A 21,555-nucleotide genomic window follows, 5' to 3' on the forward strand; every position below is an offset into this window, starting at 1 on the left:
GTATTGATTACAATACATTATGCATAAAGAGAAGTTCGTTTTTGCCCAATTAGTCGAGTTCCTAAATGCCGACAAGTTCAGGCATATCGTGGATAAGTACCAAGGAAACCGCTATATCAAGTCTTTCACCTGCTGGAATCAACTGCTTGTTCTCATGTTCGGCCAACTCTGCAATAGAAAAAGCCTAAGGGATCTGGCAATGGCTATTGGTGCACATCGGGGAAAAGGCTATCATCTCGGGTTTGGCAGTGATGTCAAACTAAGCAATCTATCCAAAGCAAATACCAATCGTGACTATCGGATCTTTGAAGAATTTGCATACTACATGGTTGGCAAAGCCCAATCAAAACGTATGGACAATATCTTCAAGCTGGGAGGAAAAGTCTATGCCTTTGATTCTACCACCATTGACCTATGTTTGAACGTTTATCAATGGGCTCGTTTCAGAAAGACCAGGGGAGGAGTTAAAATCCATACCCTGTTTGATCTGGAAACCCAGATTCCAACATTTTTCCATATCACTCCCGCAGCAGTCAATGATGTAAATGCCATGGATGTCATTCCCTATGAACTCGGCTCCTTCTATGTCTTCGACCGTGGCTACAATGACTTCAAACGCTTGTTTAAGATCAACGAGATTCGATCAATGTTTGTGGTGAGAGCCAAGAACAATCTGCAATGCAAGGCTGTAAGATGGAAAAGAAGGATGCCCAAAAACGTTCGCTCAGATTGTGTGGTGATATTCACCGGATATATGAGCGAAAAGCATTACCCGAAACCCTTGCGAAAAATCGTCTTCTACGACGAAGATCAAGACCGGGAGTTCACGTTTCTTACCAACGTTTTTAGCCTTGGCGCATTGCAAGTTGCACTTCTTTACAAGAACAGATGGCAGATTGAGCTGTTTTTCAAATGGATGAAACAGCATCTCAATATCCAAAAATTCTGGGGTGTAACTGAGAATGCAGTCCGTATCCAGATATACTCGGCGATCACCACTTACTGTCTTGTGGCTATCGTACATCATGATTTGAAACTCGAATGCACCGTCTATGAGATGCTTCAAATACTCAGCATGTCACTAACGGACAAGGCCAATTTAAAAGACTTGCTCAACAAATCTAACTTCAATAAAGTCAATGAACGATGCGGTTCAAGTGAACCAAGTTTGTTTGTTTTTTAATATTTATACAGTGCCAATTTTTTAGTGGACACTAGTGACAGTTTTTTACAAATTTTCTGATATGAGAAATTGTTGCATATTTAAAAACGGCAACAAGATTAATTTATAATTATTAAAAATTTTATGTGTATGAAAAAGTTAAGTAAAATCAAACTGCATGATGCGGCAGTGTTGAAAAACAGTGAAATGAAACAGATTGTTGGTGGAATTATAGGGCCGTGTGATCCATTCGCCATCACTTGCTCCGGCCTTTGCCAAACGGTATATGGCAAAGGCACTTGCATGCGAAATACCGATACATATTTATATTGTGCCTGTGTCGTAGTATCTTAATTGTGATCCAGATTGTTAACCTGTCATGGATTTAATATCTAAGCATACTTTACAGTATGCTTGGCTATTAATATTTTTGCGTGTTCAAAAATAGTTTAAAAAATGCACTGTTACACTCTGAGTATCAACATGATAACAGGAATTAGCTTTTAGTTCGTTGATTATGAGTGAAATAGGTAAATTTAACGGACTATTTTTAAATAGGTTTGTAACTTTTTATGTTACTCACATTCATTAAACTAACATCTCGAGGGGGAGGTAAAATGGAGGTATATATCCAAATTATATATCTGAAATGTTATAGGGATATTTTAACGAGCTAAAGGTTTGACTTTCAGCCTTATATTTTTATCATATTTATTTTGATACTGAACAAGTTTTAGTAAAAATCATTCAGCCAAAAACCATTACCTTAATGGTTATAAATTACGCAAAATTATTCATTTAAGATAACTAAAAGACATTATTTTCATCAAAGATGGTGAGTTTAAACTAATTTATAATTGGTCATTATGATATATCAAAAAAAATTAATTCCTGTAATTTTGTCTATTCTTTTTATAAGCATAAATCTTCAAAGTGCTAAAGTAGAAAAGAAAAATGACAAAGCCTTTTTACGTATTGTATATACTTTTACGCAAAAAGATTACACCCGAGAATCTTTGTCATCTCGAACAGATACAATGGCTTTAGATATAGGTCCAAATCTATCAGAATTTTATGATATGACGGCAATCGCGAAAGATTCATTGAAATATAGTGTTTTTCAGCCTGCCAAAGTAAAATCAGTAACTTTAATTAAAAATCCGCATATTGCTGAATCTGCAATAAACAGCAATCTAAATGGAAACAACAATGTTTTCTCCCCAAATAGTTATATTTCATTCACCATATTTAAAGACAGAGATGAAAATCACGTTTATACTCTTGATAAAGAATTAAGAATTGGAGGAATATCTGTATTCTTAGATGAGGAAATATATCCACAGCAGTGGATTATTGAGAGTGATACGATTAACATATTGAATTACCCGTGTCATATAGCAAGCACAAAATTTAGGGGGAGAGAATACGAGGTATATTTTACTCAAGAGATACCTGTCAATGAGGGTCCATGGAAGCTGTACGGCTTGCCGGGGCTTATTCTTGCTGCTAAAACAACCGATGGAATCTTTTCGTTTAAAGCAATTGGAATACAAGAAATAAACGATAGATCATTAAGTATACCTGATGTAAGAAACTCCGAAGTAATCAAAGATATAAAACAGTATAATGAATTTATTCAATCAAAAGCAAAGACTGAGTCATACATTTTCGAAAACAAAGGTAATATAACTATTGCAAATAAGTTCTCGTCAAAGAAGATTATCTTATTAGAAACAGAGGAAAATTAATAATTGAATACACCGAACCAAATAACAAAACGAAATACGCCTATATTATTATAGCAATAGAAAAGAAATAAAGATGAGGCCTATAATAACCTTTCTGCTCAGTTTTCTGTTTTCATTTTCAGTTTTCTCCCAAACAGAAATTTCTGGCCGCGTGCTTGATGCCGCTACACGAAAACCTGTTGAAGCTGCCACAGTCACACTGCATCCTGCAGGATCGACATCCATACTTACGTATTCGATGACGGATAAAGAAGGGTCTTATACTCTAAAGCGTGCCTCGATGCCCGATTCAGTTACAATATCGGTGCGCTCCATGACCATTGAAACACAATCGAAAACCGTGAAGAATAATGTTGGATCTGTGGAGTTCCTAGTAAAAGAAAAAGTAACCGAGTTGAAAGAAGTCATTGTTAAGGCTCCCAAAGTAAGACAGTTGGGCGATACTATCCATTACGATGTTTCCAGTTTTCTGGATGAAACAGACAAAAGTATTGGCGACGTGCTGAAAAAACTGCCCGGAGTGCAGGTTCTTTCATCGGGGCAAATTCTGTATCAAAATAAAGCCATCAGCAAATTTTATGTGGAGGGGCTGGATTTGCTGAAAGGCAAGTACGGGATCGCCACCAATAATATCGATGCTAAAAACGTGGCATCGGTGCAGGTGCTCGAAAACCATCAGCCCATTAAAGCGCTCAAAGACATGGAAATTCCGGAGGAGGCAGCTATCAACCTGAAACTTAAAAAATCGGCTTTAGGTGCTTTTTTTGCCACGGCGCAATTGGGTGTGGGATTGCCGTGGCCATTGTTAAGTAACGAACTGGTAGGAATGCGTTTCACCCAAAGAGAGCAGAACATGCTTGTATATAAAGGCGATAACACCGGACGGGACATTGCGCAGGAAATCATTTCTTTTTATGGCGGCACAGACGACGCCACCACTTCTTTTCTGAATGTGGTTTCACCATCGCCGCCCAACATTAACCGGCAACATTTTTTGTTCAATGATGCACATTTGGGTTCGCTCAACGATTTGCGCACGTTTAAGAAAGACCTAACGCTCACCACTAATATCAATTACTTATTTGATAAACACACAAGCGACAGCTATGTGCGCCGCGATGTTTTTGTGGACGGCAGTGAGAATATTCGTATAGAGGAAGACATGAATTCGCGTTTATTGAAACGGGAATTGGAAGGAGCAATTACACTCGAAAGCAATACCGATAATTATTTTCTCAATAATAAACTGAACCTTTCCTCAAAATGGAACGATGAATCGGGCGATGTTTGGACAGACAGAATGATTTCACAACGTTTGAAACTGCCGTCGATGCACGCGGCAAATAGTTTTGATTACGTGCGTCGTACCGGAAAAAAGCGCTTCCGGATCCAGTCGGATGTTTCATACACTACACAGGAAAACACCTTGAGTGTTTCACCTTCTATTTTTGGCAGTTTTTCGGATGCCGATTCACTTATGCGTCAGGATATTTTATATAACCGCTTTGCGACCAACACGTCGGTTTCGGGCAGCAGGGAAGGAAAGGTTTCGCTGCATTACTCAGCGGGCGTTTTCAGCAACCATTACACATTTCAATCGGCATTACACGAAGGGCTTAACGCAATGTTGCTTAGTACTGACAGTTTACGAAATCAATTCTCACGCGGCGAAATCGGTCTTCGGGTTTCTCCCGGAATGCGCGTCACAATTACCGAAAAACTGAAACCTTACTTTTCATTTCCCGTAACCTATTTACTTGTAAACAAAAACGACCAGGTTCGGAGTAATGATAGTCGTATCGGTTATTGGCTTTTTGCCCCCAATGTGTATTTGGATTATCCGTTAAGTACACGGATTACTCTTTACGGTAGCGCAAGTCACAACAACAACATCGGTGGTATGCGCGAAGACCTTATTGGGTACATGATGACTTCGTACCGGAATCTAAGCCGCAATGACGGACTGCAAAGCAAAAATTCCACTGCTAACATATATGTCAACCTGAATTATCGAAATCCGTTTACCACGCTTTTTATGACGCTTGGAGTAAACTGGATGAATAATTGGCGTAATATGCTTTATGATACACGTTATACCGGTATTTTAAGCAGTGCTACAGGTATTTTGCATCCGCATTCTGCGCAACAATTCAGTACTGGGTTTTCCATCGGAAAAAGTGTGGATGACATCAGTTCCGAATTACGGGCGAATGCCGGTTATGCACGCAATCAATCCATCGCGCTTAATCAAGGGGTTATTTCACCTTACACTTCGGATTCATACAATGTTTCTGCTTCATCTACTACCGATATCGGACAGTTTATGATCCTGAAATACAGCGCGGCATATTCGCAAAGCCGGATTCGCATTAGCAATACCCGCTTGGACCCGATGCACTATTTTACGCAAAGCCTGAATACATCTTTTATTCCTAAGAAAGGATTGATTTTTAATATCGGATTCAACCATTATTTCAATAATGCCATACAATCGTCGGCACGTTCATCGTGGTTCGGTAATATGGGCGTCAAATACAAACTTAAAAACGTTGACTTAATGCTCGATTGGACAAATATTTTCAATACAAACAAATTTATCACCTATTCTTACAGCGATATCAGCAGTTTTTATTCGGTATATAATTTACGTCCGTCGGAAGTGTTGTTAAGAGTGAGATTTAAAATTTTGTGAGTATACAATCCCAATAGATTACGAGGCAACATTAAATAATTTATTGGAAAGTATAATAAACATTGTTGCAACTAAAAAATTATTTTTATGAAAAAATTAAGTAAAATTAAACTGCATGATGCAGTTGTGTTGGACAAGAAGGAAATGAAGATCATTTACGGAGGAAGCGGTATTGGAGGAGGACGGTTTAGTTGTTATTGTTATTCAACTGGAGTTCCTTGGGAGGGATTCTATGCCACTACAGAGGCTATGATTGCATCTATTGAAATGAATTGTGGCCCTGGTGGTGGAACATGTACGGCAATCTAACTAACTTTTGAGTTTGTTTGATACTTGAATTAAGTAAAATCTGTTGTACATTTAGTATTATTTTTAAAGCACAACAGATTTTATTTAAATAATTAACTTATTTATTTTCACACATATATCTTAAGTTTATTAATAATGATTAAGAATTATTTTTTGTATATTCTGATTTTTTTTCTTTTTCCAACATTTATTTTGGATGCTCAGAATTCTCATGAGAATATTTTTAAATTTAGAGTTATTTATCAATACAATCAACAAGCATTAAAAGCAAACAAGATATTTACAATAACCGATACTATGGCTTTAGACATTGACGAATCTTATTCGGTATATTATGATAGAAATCTAGCAGCTAATGATTCGTTAACTAATCTGGCATTTTTGAAAATAAAAACCTTTGACTTTTCAACAAATCAAGAAGCTTTAGAGCAAAGGTTAGAAATAAAAGGAAAAGCAGATGAAATTACAGGAGACAGAAAAGGTGAAACTACACGGTTATTTAAAGATCGGCTTAAAAATGAAATTATTACAACAGACAGGGACCCAAAAGATTTAAAATACAAATTTATAGTATTTGAGGAAATTACTCCTAAATGGAATATTTCACAGGACACGGCAATAATTTTAAATTATTCATGTATGAAAGCTACCTCTCATTTCAGAGGACGAGATTACATCGCTTGGTTTACAACTGAAATTCCGATAAATGACGGGCCATGGAAATTTTTTGGACTTCCTGGTTTGATTTTGCAAATTGACGATACTGAGAACATTTTCAAAATTAAGGCAATCGGATTAGAAAAAATAGCTCAAATGCGTTATCAAAAACCTGATGACACCTCTAATTATGAAAAAATGACAAATTCAGAATTCAATAAGTATAAGCAAAATCAATTTAAAAAAATTTCATATGGATTTTATAAAAACCAAACCTCAATGCAATATTTTTATAATATGAAAAATCCTGTCACATATCTTAATATTGAAGTGGGAGATTGAAATATTAATATAAAAAATATCATACGTGGACACTTAGATCCACTTGATTTCTAATTGTTTATAATTGAGTTCTTTGACATTTTTGTAATCGCTTTTGTTAAGTAGGGTCTGCTAAATAATTGACATTTATGCTGATAATCAGCAAAATAATTGATATAAAATTTGTATAACTGCAAGAAATTGAGTATTTTTACTTCATAATCCTTGCATTTTATGATACGATACAAGAGCTCCAGACAGCTTTCAATTTCCGAGTTCAAGATGCCCTTCGAGGCAAAACTGGATGAGAATAACCGGTGGGTTGTTCTTTCAAAAATAGTACCCTGGGAAGAGTTCGCCCGACTTTATTACAAGAACTTCAAAAGCAATCGTGGTGCGCCCACGAAGGATGCCAGACTTGTGCTGGGGGTGATTATCATCAAGCACATCATGAAGAGTGACGACCGTGGAGTAATAGAGATGATACAGGAGAACCCCTACATGCAGTATTTTCTTGGGCTTGAGTCCTTCACTTCTGAACAGGTGATGACACCGTCACTGCTGGTCTCCATCAGAAAGCGAATCGACCTTGATGTCTTTGAATCATTGACGGACGACTTGATAAGAAAAGGGTTGAAGCTAAAAGCCGGGGCAAATCAAGAAGTGGTTGACAAGGATGCGAAGGATGAAGAAGATGATAATGATGACGATCCCGATCCGCATCCCGGGAACAAGGGGAAGCTCCAAATGGATGCAACAGTCTGTGATGCGGATATCAAGTATCCCACAGACCTGGATTTGTTGAACGAGAGCCGCCAGAAGGCAGAAGAGCTGATCGATGAGTTGTGTTTGAAACTGGGTATTAAAGATAAACCCCGTACATACAGAAGGGTTGCACGCAAGGATTTTTTGAATGTGTCGAAAATGAAGAGAAAACCTGCCAACATTTTAAGACAAGCGATACGCAAGCAGATCAACTACCTGAAACGGGATGTGCGGACTATCAACGGGATACTGGACACCATAAAGGATAAACCGATTCCCTTCGACCGGCGGCAACTAAAGTATTTTTTTGTCATCCAGCATCTGCTGGAACAACAGGAGACAATGTATAAGAAGAAGAGCCATCAAGTAGAAGATCGCATAGTGAACATTCATCAGCCACATGTTCGCCCCATCGTCCGTGGTAAAGCCAAGGCCAAGACGGAGTTTGGCGCCAAGATCAACATCAGCCTGCTGGATGGATATGCCAGGGTGGATCATTTTGACTGGGATGCCTTCAACGAGGGGCAGGATCTTCAGTCACAGGTTGAACGCTTCAGGAAGTTGACTGGGAAATATCCGGAGCTGGTTCAGGTGGATAAGATATATCTTACCCGGGAGAACAGGCGGTTTTTGAAAGAGAAAGGAATCCGCTTCACCGGGGAGCCACTGGGACGAAAGCCGGCAAAAGAGATCAAGAGCAGATACCAAAAACGTAAAGAGCGACGAGAGGCGGCGGAACGCAACCAGGTTGAAGGGAAGTTTGGTCAGGGCAAGCGTGGATATGGTTTAAATGATATCCGCGCCAGACTGTCCTCGACGTCAAACAGTTGGATAGGGGCTATCATTTTTGTGATGAACCTGATCCGGCACGTGAGAGATATTCCCCTGTCTTATTTTGTCTCTTTACTGTTGAAGCTGATGAAAGTGAGAAATATAAACATTTATCCACTCGGGCCACAATTGAATTTTTGTGCCTGACTGGAAATTAATAAGCAAACCCTATTTAAAAAATTAGATAAATGAATACGATGGCAATTTTGGCCATCGTATGTATAAGTAATCCTTTCGTGGATCTTACTTTTTACGCCCTTTGAATAGTTGTTTTTTCGTTCAGCCGGTTGAAGAATGATTCTATGGGTTGCCTGACTTTTGAAATTGCCGTGGAGAAAACAAGTCATCATAAGCCTGTTTGCGCTGCCTTTCCTGTTCGGATTGCCCCTTGACAGCCTTAAGGGGAGTTGTAAACATTTCAATATTCTGTTTCTGCTTCCTGTCATCATTGAAGTATTCAAAGTCAGAGTATATCTTGTCTCCAAAGATTACGGTATCGGAGATGTAATCATACCAGGCCTGTTTAAAAACAGTCAGATCGTTATCCCGCGCAGGTTATGATGGGCAGGGAATCGACAAGGGATATGCCCTTGTCACAATCAGCCGGCATGAATGAAGATATCAATCTTTCGGATAATACCCTGAAAGCCTCACTTAGACGGTTTAATCTGAGATTAAAGGTCTGGTATGAAGGCAATTTAGGAAACCAGGAGAAAAGATATTCTGATGCAAAGCCATGTATATCCCTGATTTGGAAATACTTTTGACAATGTCCTGCTGTAAACAGGTAGATAGATAGTCATTATTTCCTGATCGTATAAATCTGTATCAGTTTAAGCTCTTTCTTCCTGGGAATCATACTTGAAAAATAATGGGAATTATTCTTCTAAGTTAATGATTTTCAGGGGATTGAATAAATGTTTGGCGCACTGACTTCATTGATTTTGAATACTTTAACTAAATAAACTCGTGAACAGTTTCAACTACTGATTCGCATTAATATATTTATTTAACCAACTCTTCAAAGAGCCGCACAAAAGTTTTATCGAGGTCAACGGTTTTTCCGGGATGCGGGCGCGATGTCTGTAATACGGAACTGCGAACGGAGGTCAGCCAGCGGAATCGCTCGGCGATATCCAAAAGCGCAATGGGGCCACAATCTTTGTTGCCTGCGGCGATTTGCTTAAATGCATCGAGGTGGTGGATAACCTCCTCGTAATCCAGACCCGAGTGCATCAATCCAAATTTCTTCGTACAGAGGTAATACTCCAGCCGGATATACCTTTCCTTCTTCGAGAAAAGAATCAACCCAATATTGAAAAACTCTTCCCTCTCCACTCTTGGCACCAGGCGGATGACGGCATATTCGTACAACTTAACCTCTTGCATGTCGGGCTTCGTTTAAAAAGTGATGAGAATGCGTCAATCGTGTTTTCAGAAAAAGGTAGTATCTGTGGCGGATTTCTTCGGGAGTCTCATTCGTATCACGCCACTGCAACCATTCGTCAGGGATAAGCCGGGTGAGTTCGAGGAAAAAATGATCCGATAAATGTTCCTTTGCCCACCTGTCCGTTTCATCCAGTTTTGTAGCCTGCGGCAACAAGACGTGATTTTTGATGTGCGGAAAGGGGTTGAGCGCGTGTTTCTCGAAATCTTTCCAGGAATGGTGAAAATAGAACGACGCGCCGTTATCGATGATCCATAATTCACGATGCCACAACAACAGGTTGGTGTTATTAAAGGTACGGTCGATATTGGTAATAAATGCATCGAGCCACACAATTTTCGACGCCAACAACGGATCTATTTTTACAGATGGGTCGTAAGCAATCGCTCCTGAAAGATAATGCAGGCCGAGATTAAGTCCTTCGCTTCCTTTTAACAAATCCTGAATTTCTTCATCTCCTTCGGTTCGTCCGAAATCCACATCGAGACGGGCAAACACCAGTTCGGGAACATTTAATCCGAGTTTGACGGCAATTTGTCCGCCCAGCAACTCCGAAATCAACATTTTGGTGCCGTGCCCCGCACCGCGAAATTTCAACACATACTTGAAATCGTCATCAGCTTCCGCCAACGCCGGCAACGAACCACCCTCCCTCAACGGCAGGATATAACGCATTACGGTTACGGTGCGGAGTGAAAGATCCTTTTTCATGCTTCCAACGCGTTAGACTCTACCAGTACGCATCCGTTCCGGTACATTTCATCCAATGCCTTTTTATCGTCGCCCGGATGTATATTCACCGGTTTTATAGCATCGGTTATCACAAATGTGTGTAAGCCGTGGTTTACAGCATCTAGAGCCGATGCCTTTACACAATAATCGGTGGCTAACCCACACACATACAGGTTGGTGATGTTGTTTTTGCGGAGAAAATCGGAAAAGGAAACGTTGGTCGCTTCGAAAGCGGAATAGCCGTCATCTTTATTGGCGGTACCTTTTTGGAGCTTCAGGCCGATTTTTTCCGTGTTCAAGGCAGGGTGGAAGTCGGCACCGTACGTATTGGCGATGCAGTGCGGAGGCCACTTCTCAAAATGAATGGATTCCTCGGGGTGCCAGTCTTGTGATGAAATTACAAAATCGAATTTATCGATAATGCTGTTTATCACGGAAACCACTTTGTCCCCCTCTTTTACGCCCAGTGCGCCGCCGGGACAAAAATCGTTCTGGACATCCACGATCAATAATGCTTTTTTCATTGTTTTTTTATAGACTTTTTAGATAAAAGAATCAAGAGCCGAAATCGCTAATACTTTCGTGATTCCAACCTCTATAACAAAGAAAAAGCATTTGGGTTCACCCCCGATCACGTAAAGAAACTCACGGCTTTGGAGAAGATGCTCCTTTGTTTTATGGCGGGTTGTAATTTCCCCATCATCTCCAGATGGCAGTGTAGTAACTCTCCCGTTTTTTCATCCCGGAGGTGTAATCCGTTCCCCTGACAGAATTTATAGGATTTACAGGTGGCGCATTTTCCGGTTTTGGTCCATCGGCGGTCGCGCATCACCTGGTAGCGGGTGTTCCACACCGTCCAGAAATTGTCTTTGTAGATGTTGCCCTGGACATAATCGCCCCGGAGGCTGGGACACGCACTGATGTCCCCGTTTGCCAACACCGACGCAATGTGAATACCTGCCCGACAAAAGAAGGGTGCGTCACGCACCTCCATCTCGTAATCAGCCAGGTATCCCTCGCATCCGTAGCTGGCGATTATTTTCCCTTCTTTTCGGGTGTCGCGGATGAACTCCATCAATTGCACAAACTCTTCGGTGGATAATTTCAATAACGGGTTATCTTTGGCTCTTCCTTTCGGAAAAACGGTAAACAGCCGCCAGTGTTTGACTTCCAACGAAACAAGCATTGACTTTAACTTGTGGAGATCGTTGATGTTCTTTTTATTTACGCACGTCACCACGTCGTATTTCAATCCGGGCGTTCCGGCTACCCGTGAAATGGCGTTCAGTGCCCTGAGCCACGATCCTTTTTTGCCGCGAAACCACTCGTGCGACTCTTCGGTGTATCCGTCCAGGCTTACGGTTACGGAACGTAGTCCCGCTTGGAGAAGCGCATCGAGCCGCTCTTGCGACAGTCCCCAGCCGTTGGTGACGAACCCCCACGGATATCCCATGTTGTACATCTCTCTGCCTGTTTCCTCGAGATCCTTTCGTACTAGCGGTTCCCCACCGGTAATGACGACCATTGTTTTGTGCGGATTTATGTGTGGGCGGATATCCGACAGTATTTTCAGGAAATCTTCCTTGGGCATGTCGGGAACGATGTTCTCTTTGGCACAGTCGCTTCCGCAATGCACGCAATTGAAATTGCAACGCAACGTGCATTCCCAAAACAGATAAGTGAGGTTGTGCAGTTTGGCTTGTGCCTTTTTATGCTCGTGATAGAGCGAGAGGATCATGTTCTTCCGGAGTCTCATTCTTTCTTGTCCGATTTTTGTAAAGAGAAGTTTGCATCGGTCTTTTCAAAAGCACCTTGATACCAGCTTCCATCCCCTTTTTTGATTCTTTTCATTTGCGATGAGTTAACCGTCAGGGAGTCCGAGCCATACAATCCGCCATTTTCCGTTCCGTCTAAATCTTCGGCATAAATCCAGTGGTCTCCTCCCGGAAAATCATTGAATTTCAACTCAAATTCGCCATTGGCGTTGGTTTTTACCGTGTCGTTTGCCGGTGCATAGCCTGTCTTATGGATTATCCGGATATCTGTTATCGGTTTTTGAGATGATTTGTCGACCACTTTTCCTTTAAACACGAAGTCTGCGGAAGGTGTTCCGTATTCGCATCGGGGTTCAAAATAATCGCATCCGGTTATTGTTCCCAGTAAAGTGAAAAATGCAGTCAGTATCTTTGCATAGGTTTTCAGGGCAATACGTTTCATATATCAATTTTTAGTTTTGATAAATAGGGCTCATTTTATATATAGATGAAAAAAGCGCAAAAACGTTGCGCCAAAAATCGAGAAATTTTCAAAAAAACAGACATTTTGGCTGATTTTCTCCATATTGATGAAAAAAATCACTATTTGTGGTGATTGTTTCGTTTTCGATTATCGTGTTACTTTGCATGATAATTTAACAGTATATTTTTTGTCCGATGAAAAGATTAGCAATGATTGTATTGGCAGTCAGCCAGATTTTTATTTCATACTCCAGGAATATTGAACCTGAAAAAGACGACAATCCTCAGGATACGCTTAAGGTGTATTACCTGAACGAAGTGGTTGTGACCTCATCCGTAAAAGAAACCAACGAGTTGAAGAATATGCCCACTGCCGTATCTGTGGTTTCTCCGAAACAGTTGCGCGATACTCAGATTGAATCGTTGCCGGGCTTAAGCTCATTTATCCCCAACTTCTTTATCCCTTCTTACGGCTCCAAAGTCTCTACTCCCATCTACATCCGTGGTATCGGAGCAAGATTGGGAGCGCAGACGGTAAGCATGTACGTGGATAATGTGCCCAGCTTTAATCCTTCGGCATTCGATTTTGAGTTTCAAGATATTCAACGCATAGAGGTTCTCCGAGGTGCCCAGGGAACACTCTACGGACGAAATGCCATTGGGGGAATAGTGAATCTCTACACGCTGTCGCCGCTCACTTTTCAGGGTACTAACCTGACGATAGGCGGTGGAAGTTACGGCCAGTTTTCGGCAAAAGCATCAAACTACAGCAAGCTGACGGATAACTTCGGAATCTCCGTGGGTGCCTATTACAAGCGTGATGATGGGTATTTCATGAATAGCCATACCGGTAAAAAAGTAGATGCTTCTGAAAATGCCGGAGGAAGGGTGAAGCTGGATTGGGAGATTACTCCATCATTTAAAGCGTTGCTCTTCGGAAATTACGACTATGTTTCCGGAGGTGCTTTCCCGTATATGCATAAAGATTCCACCGCAGCAAACTTTAACGAGCCCTCCTCCTACAATCGTCATTTGTTTACAAACGGTTTGTCGCTGGATTATATTGGGAACGGTTACAGCGTACATTCTACCACAGGTTTTCAATACCTGAAAGACGATATGAAGATGGATCAGGATTACTCTTCCAAATCGGTATTCTCCATTCGTCAGATGCAGGAACAACACTCCCTGAGCCAGGAGATTACCGTGAAGTCCGGCACACAACGGAAATACCGCTGGGTAGTGGGTGCCTTCGGGTTCTATGACCACCGGGTGATCGATACGCCCGTCGCCATCAAAGAGGAGGGAATGGCTGCCATGCAGGGACACCTGGATGCGGCTATGCAGCGGACGGGTGCTCCGTTGAGAATTGTATACGCCAACGACAGGATTGATCTTCCCGGTATTTATACAAAACCATCCCGGGGTGCTGCGCTCTTCCACCAGTCCACGCTTACGGAGCTTTTCGGATTAGAAGGGTTGTCTGCCACTGCAGGGTTAAGGCTGGATTATGAGCACACCGGCATCGATTTTTCCACGGAAAGCGAGGGCGGTGATGTAAATCTTGTATTTAATATACCCAACCGCCCCATGCCTCCCATGTTTATAGAAGGCGATACGTTGCTGACGGGAAGTTACAGCAAAGACTTCTGGAAAATTTTGCCCAAGTTTGCACTGAAATACCAACTCTCATCCGGAGGCTTGGTTTACCTGTCGGCATCGAAAGGATATAAAACAGGAGGATACAATGAACAGGCATTCTCCAAAATATTGCAAGGTGCCCTTGCGGAATCAATCATGCGAAACGCGATGAGCGGTATGCCGGGTGGAGGAACCGGAGCTCCTGGCGGCCCGGGAACAGCAGAAGTGGTGCCGCTAGAAGAACAGCTCTCTTATGATCCGGAAACCAGCTGGACGTATGAGTTGGGAGGACGTTATGAGATGCTCGACCGGAAACTCTCACTTACCTATGCCCTGTTTTATACCCGGGTAAACAACATTCAGATCATCAAGCTGGAAGATCAGGGGACATCGGGTCGCACGGTAAAAAATGCCGGGAAATCGAAAAGCAGCGGTTTCGAACTGAGTGTGAAATATACGCCAGTGAACAATTTCTCGTTATACGGTGATTATGGATTTTCTGATGCACGATTCGTGAAATATGATGCTTCGGAGGATGTGGATTATTCTGGAAATTATGTTCCCTTTGCTCCACGACACACACTAAGCCTGGGAGCCAGTTATGTGTATGATTTTGCCAACAGTCCGCTTATTGATCGCCTGGTAGGAAACATTCAGTATGCTGGAGTCGGGAAAATTTACTGGACAGAGTCAAATAAAACCACCCCTCAAAACGGCGGTAGTGGAGAAGAGCTTTATCAACCTTTTTACGGATTGGTTAACGGCAGCATTTCTGCGGAGAAGGGTGCGTTCTCGCTTGAACTCTGGACAAAGAACCTGTTCAATACCGATTACCATTCGTTTCTTTTCGAAGCGTCGGACATGACCACCGGAAAGGTGAACCAGTTTGTGCAACGGGGATATCCTACCCGTTTCGGAGCTACCTTGCGGTACACCATCAACCGATAGTCAAAGTTGGATCCTGTCGGTCAGGATCCCTGCGATTATCCCTGTTGATCCTGCCAGGAGAAGAATAATGACAGCCCATTCCCAGTGTTTGGGCTGTTGTTTTTGTTCTCGCTTTGCAGCAATAAACAGCAGTGAACCGATACCGTAAAAGAGAACGGAAAGAAACAGGTATTTTAGGCCCACGGTATAGATCACGTAGAGAGAATAGAGGGTGCCGAGCAGTGCTATGACCAGGTGGTGGTGAGACTCTTTCCTCCATCGGCTTAGGGTAACTTTCACGGCATAAAGTGATGAGAGCAGGTAGGGAATCAGCACCAGGGTGGTGGCAATGGTAATGGCGGCAAGGTAGGTTTCGTTGAGTTGTGGCGACAGGATGGAAAGGAGAAAAAGCTGAGTGAAGCATTGTGTGAGCAGGAGAGCATTGACGGGGGTTCCTTTCCGGTTTATCTTCCGGAAGGTTTGGGGCAACACGCCGTCCTTAGCCGCGGCGTATAATGTCTCAACGGATAACAGTATCCAGGAGAGGCTGGCTCCCAGCACGGAAACCATGATCCCCAGCTTGATGATCGTGCCGCCCGCCGCCCCGATAACCGTCCGTTCCAGTATCAAGGCAAGCGGCGTCCGGGAGTCGGCCAGCTCCCGGGCTGGAACCGACGACATGGCAATGAAGGTAATCAGCATATACACAGCAAGGACAATCAGCAGGGAGAGAATGATGGTCATCCGTACGGTTTGCTGACTCTTTGCCCTGGCGGACAGGACGGAAGCTGCCTCCACACCGACAAAACACCAGAGGATCACCGCCATGGCCTCTTTTACCTGCAGCAGGGGAGAGGTGGACTCACCTGTGGATACCAGCCTGCTTTGCCAGTCTGCAACAAGAAACAGGTCGTTCCTCACCAGGAATATACCGAGGAATATAATCAGAAGAATGGGGATCAGTTTAGCGGTTGTTACAATAAAATTCAGGATGGCTCCCTCCCGGATGCCGGCCATCAGAATGGCATAGAAGAGCCACAGGAGTACCGATCCTGTCAGGAAAGCGGTGAAAGGTGAAAGTGCACGTTCTCCCAACAGGTCGTTCAGTGTCTTGAAAAAGAGTGCCAGGTAACTCACATTCCCCAACCAGCCTACCGACCAGTAGCCCCAGGCTGAGTTGAAGCCCATGTAATCGCCGAATCCATCGCGCGCGTAGGCATAAATCCCGCTTTTCAACCCGGGCTTGCGGGAAGCAAGATAGACGAACACCAACGCGAGCATAAGTGCCCCAAACCCTCCGATAACCCAGGCAATCAGAGTGCCCTGAGGATTGGCCACCCGGATAAGATCTTTTGGAGAATTGAAGATGCCGGAACCTATCATGGAGCCGAGCGCCACAAATACCAACAGCCATAATCCCAGTTTATCCTCTTTTTGTCGCATGTTATCCAAAAATCCAGATGAGCAGCACGACGACAACCAGCGACGGAAGCATATTCATGATACGGAGTTTCTTAATTCCGAGAATATTGATACCCAACCCGATCAGGAGTATGCCTCCCACGCTGGTCAGTCCGAGGATGATTTCATCGGTGAAAAGGCTCCCCGCATATCCGGCAAGCAGGGTGAGGGCAGCCTGAAAGATAAACAGGGGCAATGCTGAGAATACTACTCCCAAACCAAAAGCCGAAGCCAGCAGGATAGCCGAGAAGAAATCCATCAACGATTTCGTATAGAGTAGATCGGGCGAACCGCCGGTGCCTTCCTGGATAGTGCCGAGAATGGTCATCGAACCCACGCAAAACAGCAAAAAGGCGGTAACCAACCCCTCCGAAAATCTTTCGTTGCCGATACGAAAGCGTTTCTTCAGGTTATCGCTAATCTGCTCGGCACCCTTTTCCAGGTCCCACCATTCCCCCAGGAGGGAACCGATAGCAAGGCTGCTCACCACAATCAGGATCTTCTCCATCTCAACGGCCATATCCACGCCAATAGCCAGCGTGAAGAGGCCTATCGCCTGAAAATAAATGGTGGTCACGCGCTCCGGCATCCGTTTCTTCAACAGTAGCCCGATCACTCCGCCACACAGCACAGCAGCTGTATTTACAAGGGTTCCAATCATTTCGTTTACCAATAAATTGCAAAAGTATCAATTTTTTACGACAAAGACCCGCTTGTCGCTTTTTATCGACTAAAAAAGCGATGCCCGTAAACTTACACGACGATCGTTTCAAGGCAGAACTGCAAAAAAAATTGTACCTTTGTAACTCCATAAAAAGATTAAGAAAAAACAATATGTACAACTGGTTTGAATGCAAGGTACGATACGATAAAACCCTGGATACGGGCATGATAAAAACGGTAACCGAGCCTTACCTGGTGGATGCGATGTCGTTCACCGAAGCGGAAGCGAGGATTATTGAAGAGATGAAACCCTATATATCGGGCGATTTTACCGTTTCCGATATCAAAAGAGCGAGGTTCTCCGACACTTTTTTTAACGAGACGGGCGACCGTTATTACAAAGCAAAGCTTTATTTCATTACGCTCGATGAGAAAAGCGGTGCGGAAAAGAAAACAGCCGTGAATATGCTCGTGCAGGCCTCAGTGCTGAAAGAAGCGGTAGAGATCGTGGAAACCGAAATGAAAAAGACGATGGTGGACTACACTTTTGCGTCGGTAAACGAGACAGCCATAATGGATGTGTTTAAGTATGCTGCGGGGGAATGAACATAAAAGCCAATATCGGGAAACTGCGGGTATCGGTTCCGGCGGGTGTTAAAATTGTAGCCGTTTCCAAGTTCCATCCCAATGAAGAGATTTTGGAAGCCTACAACGGTAGCCAGCGGAGTTTCGGTGAAAGCCGTGTGCAGGAGCTTGTTGAAAAACAACCGGGTCTCCCCAGAGATATCGAATGGCATTTTATAGGCAATCTGCAGCGTAACAAGGTGAAGTTTATCGCTCCATTTATTCACCTTATACACAGTTTGGATAGTGAACGGTTGATGCTTGAAATTGAGAAGCAGGCCGCAGCTAATCATCGGACAATACCTTGTTTGTTGCAGCTACATGTAGCCGATGAAGAGACAAAATCGGGCTTTTCACCCGATGAATGCCGCCGTTTTCTTGCCCGGGGCAAGTGGCGCGACTGCACACATGTGCAACTTGCCGGTGTAATGGGTATGGCCACCTATACAGACGACCAGATGCAGGTGAGAAAAGAGTTTCGGTTGATTCGATCGCTGTTCGGTGAGTTCAAATCGGATTATTTCCCCGACGACGATCATTTTAAAGAGATTTCCATGGGAATGTCGGGCGACTACCCCATTGCTATAGAAGAAGGTGCTACGATCATCCGGGTGGGAACGTTGATTTTTGGGGAAAGGTAATATAAACAATCACTTTTATCAATTAAAATAGTTATTTTTGTCCCGCTTGATAATTGAAAAAACATTCACTCAACATGGTAAACTTACAAACAACATTCGCCGGATTGACGCTGAAGAACCCGTTTATTGCTGCCAGCAGCGGTTTAACAAACTCCTTGTCAAAAATAAAAGAGCTCGATAAAGCCGGAATTGGAGCGGTGGTGCTTAAATCCCTGTTCGAAGAACAAATAGAAAATCACACCGAAAAACTGACACAAATCTCTGATTATCCCGAGGCAGCGGACTATATCAACGCGTATATCCAGATGAACCACGTGGAGAAATACCTCGACCTGATCCGTTCGGTTAAAGCAGAATGCACTATCCCCGTTGTGGCAAGCATCAACTGTTATAAACTGACCCGATGGACGGATTTCGCCAAAAGTATTGAGGCTGCCGGGGCGGACGCTATTGAGTTGAATGTGTTTTTGCTCAACGCCGGAGAATATGGGGATACCTATTTGGAGGATTCCTACATCAGTATCGTGAAGCAATTGAAAAAAACGGTGAAAATCCCTGTTGTGGTAAAAATGGCCAAAAATATGGGTAATTTACCCGGCCTGGTCGGTAAACTGAAAGCATTGGGTACAGATGGAATTGTGCTTTTTAACCGGTTTTATCAGCTTGATATTGATATCAACAAAATGGAGATTACAGCCGGAACCGTTTTCAGCAACCCGGCCGATTTTCACGAGACACTGCGCTGGACTGCCATCGTCTCGGGACGCGTTAAAGAGATGGACATACTTTGTTCAACCGGAGTCCACTCCTGGGAAGATACCATTAAAGGAATTTTGGCTGGCGCATCGGGAGTACAGCTTTGCAGCGTGCTTTACGAGCAGGGGGTGGAGGTGATTGGTAACATGATCACGTGTGTGGAAGAATGGATGGAGCAGAATAATTACGAACGTATATCCGATTTTAAAGGAAAACTTAATTATGCCAATATTGCGAGCCCGTCACTGTACGAACGCGTTCAGTTTATGAAGTACTTTTCAAATTATCAGCAATGAACATCCAGCAACTCGAGTATATAATTGCAGTTGACAATTATCGCCATTTTTCCAAAGCGGCCGAAGCCTCATTTGTTACGCAACCCACCCTCAGTATGATGATTCAAAAGCTGGAAGATGAGTTGGGAGTGAAAATTTTTGACCGTACCCAGCTTCCGGTTCAGCCTACCGAGATAGGAAGAAAAATAATCGATCAGGCACGTGTTTCGGTCGCTCAGATAAACCAGATTAAAGAGATTATCCAGGAAGAAAAGGGCATTATAAAAGGAACATTCAGGCTGGGAATTATTCCGACTGTTTCGCCGTACCTGCTGCCGAAATTGATGGACGAACATACGCAGGGAAATTCCGATATAAGCATAGTCGTCAGGGAGCTGACAACCGATAATATCCTTCGCGGCTTGGCAAACGATTCGCTGGACGGTGGAATCCTGGCCACTCCGCTCAACGATGACTCCGTTACCGAGAGGCCCCTCTATTACGAAAGGTTTTTTGCTTATGTTTCCCCTAAAGAACGTTCGCTTTACGTTAAAAATGAGCTGGACGAGAGTGATTTAAACAACGGGAAGCTTTGGATGCTTGATGAAGTTCATTGTTTCCGGACACAGATTTTACACCTCTGCAGCATGAGAAAAAGACGCAGGTCGAATTCCATTTTTGCCTTTGAAGCAGGTAGCATCGATACGCTTATAAAAATAGTGGATGACAACGACGGGTTGACCGTTATTCCCGAAATGGCGACATATAATCTCAGTGAACAACAAAAGAAAAATGTGCGGCCGTTTAAAAACGTTACTCCCGTGCGCGAAATCAGCCTGATTACCCGGAAAGAATTTATACGGGAGCGGTTGATCCACATCATTGTGGATGAAGTAAAAAGCGCTGTTCCAAATTCACTGAAAGACCCTGCGCTGAAAAAATATGTGATTCCGTTGTAGAGATATCGTGAAATTAGAAAAACACCGTATCGAGAACGGCGATAATTTGAAGCATTTGATTAAGGACAAAGAATAAGAATCGTTCTTATATCGAGTTTTTCAGGTCGTGCTTGCCAATTCGCCGTATTGTTTTTTTAGGAGTAAATAAGACGTAAATCTCAAAGGGGTGGGTAGCTCTTTTATAATAGTATTTAGTATTTCGGAGAATTCATTCCATTCTATTTTTTCTATTAAAAATGCGTTAAGCGATTCTTTGTGCGTTATTTTATTATCCAACAATACTTGTTTATTTACCCAAATGTCTGCCAGAACGTCTTGCACAATATCCTCCGCATCCATATTGTCATAAATCCCGATAGCTATAGCGTTCTTTGACATATTGGTTTACACGAAAAAACTTTCTTTTTGAGGTAGTTGTTCTACAATTATATTTGTTATCTTTGGTTGTCTATTTCAACAAATATAATAGAATATGGAAACAGCTGTAGTCAAAAAGAAGATTCACGAATTTGTGGATAAGGCGGATGATAGAATACTGCGCATATTGGAGGCAATTATCGACACGGAAGAAGCATATGAAACATCCGTGCCCGAATCGTTTTATAAGGTGTTGGATAAAGAACGGGAACTGCACTTGAACCAAGCCACGCCCTCTTACGGTTGGAAAGAAGTGAAAGAAAGGCTGATTGAGAAGCATGGATTATAAC

General features: G+C 42.8%; 21 protein-coding genes. 13 read left to right on the plus strand and 8 right to left on the minus strand.

Annotated elements, in window-relative coordinates; genetic code table 11:
* The first annotated feature begins 19 nt into the window (after positions 1-19).
* The 7 genes from AACM02_RS04700 (at position 20) to AACM02_RS04730 (ending at position 8,632) form a co-directional block, all read left to right on the plus strand.
* A complete protein-coding gene (locus AACM02_RS04700) occupies positions 20-1,183 on the plus strand; it encodes an IS4 family transposase (RefSeq protein ID WP_339116209.1) in 1,164 nt (387 codons plus the stop codon).
* A 129-nt stretch (positions 1,184-1,312) separates the two neighbouring features.
* Positions 1,313-1,516, plus strand: coding sequence for a TIGR04149 family rSAM-modified RiPP (locus AACM02_RS04705; RefSeq protein WP_339116210.1), 204 nt, complete (start codon positions 1,313-1,315; stop codon positions 1,514-1,516).
* Between the two features lie 512 nt (positions 1,517-2,028).
* Positions 2,029-2,910: a GLPGLI family protein gene (locus AACM02_RS04710; RefSeq protein ID WP_339116211.1), complete on the plus strand. Its 882-nt coding sequence runs from the start codon at positions 2,029-2,031 to the stop codon at positions 2,908-2,910.
* Positions 2,911-2,983: 73 nt separating this feature from the next.
* Entirely contained in the window at positions 2,984-5,602 is a 2,619-nt protein-coding gene (locus AACM02_RS04715; RefSeq protein WP_339116212.1) for a carboxypeptidase-like regulatory domain-containing protein, read from the plus strand.
* Between the two features lie 87 nt (positions 5,603-5,689).
* Positions 5,690-5,911, plus strand: a complete 222-nt coding sequence (locus AACM02_RS04720) for a TIGR04149 family rSAM-modified RiPP (RefSeq protein ID WP_339116213.1) — start codon at positions 5,690-5,692, stop codon at positions 5,909-5,911.
* Between the two features lie 135 nt (positions 5,912-6,046).
* On the plus strand, positions 6,047-6,910 hold the full coding sequence (locus AACM02_RS04725; protein WP_339116214.1) for a GLPGLI family protein: 864 nt from the start codon (positions 6,047-6,049) through the stop codon (positions 6,908-6,910).
* A 213-nt stretch (positions 6,911-7,123) separates the two neighbouring features.
* Positions 7,124-8,632, plus strand: a complete 1,509-nt coding sequence (locus AACM02_RS04730) for an IS5 family transposase (RefSeq protein WP_339116215.1) — start codon at positions 7,124-7,126, stop codon at positions 8,630-8,632.
* Positions 8,633-9,490: 858 nt separating this feature from the next.
* Here the strand turns inward: AACM02_RS04730 and AACM02_RS04735 are convergent.
* The 5 genes from AACM02_RS04735 to AACM02_RS04755 all read right to left on the minus strand — a co-directional run bounded on the left by AACM02_RS04735 (position 9,491) and on the right by AACM02_RS04755 (position 12,881).
* Positions 9,491-9,874 carry a DUF3037 domain-containing protein gene (locus tag AACM02_RS04735; RefSeq protein ID WP_332456580.1) on the minus strand — a complete coding sequence of 128 codons (384 nt, stop codon included), beginning with the start codon at positions 9,872-9,874 and terminating at the stop codon, positions 9,491-9,493.
* Positions 9,861-10,643: a HipA family kinase gene (locus AACM02_RS04740; RefSeq protein ID WP_332456579.1), complete on the minus strand. Its 783-nt coding sequence runs from the start codon at positions 10,641-10,643 to the stop codon at positions 9,861-9,863. The genes AACM02_RS04735 and AACM02_RS04740 overlap by 14 nt, the downstream gene beginning before the upstream one ends.
* On the minus strand, positions 10,640-11,188 hold the full coding sequence (locus AACM02_RS04745; RefSeq protein WP_339116216.1) for an isochorismatase family protein: 549 nt from the start codon (positions 11,186-11,188) through the stop codon (positions 10,640-10,642). Before AACM02_RS04745 ends, AACM02_RS04740 begins: the two co-directional genes overlap by 4 nt.
* Positions 11,189-11,295: 107 nt before the next feature.
* Positions 11,296-12,420 carry a TIGR04133 family radical SAM/SPASM protein gene (locus tag AACM02_RS04750; RefSeq protein ID WP_339116217.1) on the minus strand — a complete coding sequence of 375 codons (1,125 nt, stop codon included), beginning with the start codon at positions 12,418-12,420 and terminating at the stop codon, positions 11,296-11,298.
* Complete coding sequence (locus AACM02_RS04755) at positions 12,417-12,881, minus strand: radical SAM-associated putative lipoprotein (RefSeq protein WP_339116218.1); 465 nt, start codon at positions 12,879-12,881, stop codon at positions 12,417-12,419. The genes AACM02_RS04750 and AACM02_RS04755 overlap by 4 nt, the downstream gene beginning before the upstream one ends.
* 215 nt (positions 12,882-13,096) lie before the next feature.
* On the opposite strand from AACM02_RS04755, the gene AACM02_RS04760 reads away from it, so the two are divergent.
* Positions 13,097-15,490: a TonB-dependent receptor gene (locus tag AACM02_RS04760; protein ID WP_339116219.1), complete on the plus strand. Its 2,394-nt coding sequence runs from the start codon at positions 13,097-13,099 to the stop codon at positions 15,488-15,490.
* On the opposite strand, the gene AACM02_RS04765 is transcribed toward AACM02_RS04760, so the two are convergent.
* Entirely contained in the window at positions 15,491-16,912 is a 1,422-nt protein-coding gene (locus AACM02_RS04765) for an amino acid permease (protein WP_339116220.1), read from the minus strand.
* Between the two features lies 1 nt (position 16,913).
* Positions 16,914-17,591 (minus strand): DUF554 domain-containing protein, encoded by a 678-nt coding sequence (locus AACM02_RS04770; RefSeq protein ID WP_339116221.1) that lies wholly within the window; start codon positions 17,589-17,591, stop codon positions 16,914-16,916.
* 173 nt (positions 17,592-17,764) lie between these two features.
* On the opposite strand from AACM02_RS04770, the gene AACM02_RS04775 reads away from it, so the two are divergent.
* The 4 genes from AACM02_RS04775 (at position 17,765) to AACM02_RS04790 (ending at position 20,848) form a co-directional block, all read left to right on the plus strand.
* Complete coding sequence (locus AACM02_RS04775; protein ID WP_339117432.1) at positions 17,765-18,199, plus strand: DUF4494 domain-containing protein; 435 nt, start codon at positions 17,765-17,767, stop codon at positions 18,197-18,199.
* On the plus strand, positions 18,196-18,858 hold the full coding sequence (locus tag AACM02_RS04780; protein WP_339116222.1) for a YggS family pyridoxal phosphate-dependent enzyme: 663 nt from the start codon (positions 18,196-18,198) through the stop codon (positions 18,856-18,858). Before AACM02_RS04775 ends, AACM02_RS04780 begins: the two co-directional genes overlap by 4 nt.
* A gap of 74 nt (positions 18,859-18,932) precedes the next feature.
* Positions 18,933-19,910 carry a dihydroorotate dehydrogenase-like protein gene (locus tag AACM02_RS04785; RefSeq protein WP_214062991.1) on the plus strand — a complete coding sequence of 326 codons (978 nt, stop codon included), beginning with the start codon at positions 18,933-18,935 and terminating at the stop codon, positions 19,908-19,910.
* Positions 19,907-20,848 carry a hydrogen peroxide-inducible genes activator gene (locus AACM02_RS04790; RefSeq protein WP_214062990.1) on the plus strand — a complete coding sequence of 314 codons (942 nt, stop codon included), beginning with the start codon at positions 19,907-19,909 and terminating at the stop codon, positions 20,846-20,848. Before AACM02_RS04785 ends, AACM02_RS04790 begins: the two co-directional genes overlap by 4 nt.
* Before the next feature lie 99 nt (positions 20,849-20,947).
* On the opposite strand, the gene AACM02_RS04795 is transcribed toward AACM02_RS04790, so the two are convergent.
* Complete coding sequence (locus AACM02_RS04795; protein ID WP_332456570.1) at positions 20,948-21,226, minus strand: hypothetical protein; 279 nt, start codon at positions 21,224-21,226, stop codon at positions 20,948-20,950.
* A 94-nt stretch (positions 21,227-21,320) separates the two neighbouring features.
* Between AACM02_RS04795 and AACM02_RS04800 the strand changes: the two genes are divergently transcribed.
* Positions 21,321-21,554 (plus strand): hypothetical protein, encoded by a 234-nt coding sequence (locus AACM02_RS04800; RefSeq protein WP_238868102.1) that lies wholly within the window; start codon positions 21,321-21,323, stop codon positions 21,552-21,554.
* Position 21,555: the final 1 nt, after the last annotated feature.

This window comes from Petrimonas sp., assembly GCF_963921705.1.
GTDB lineage: Bacteria > Bacteroidota > Bacteroidia > Bacteroidales > Dysgonomonadaceae > Petrimonas > Petrimonas sulfuriphila.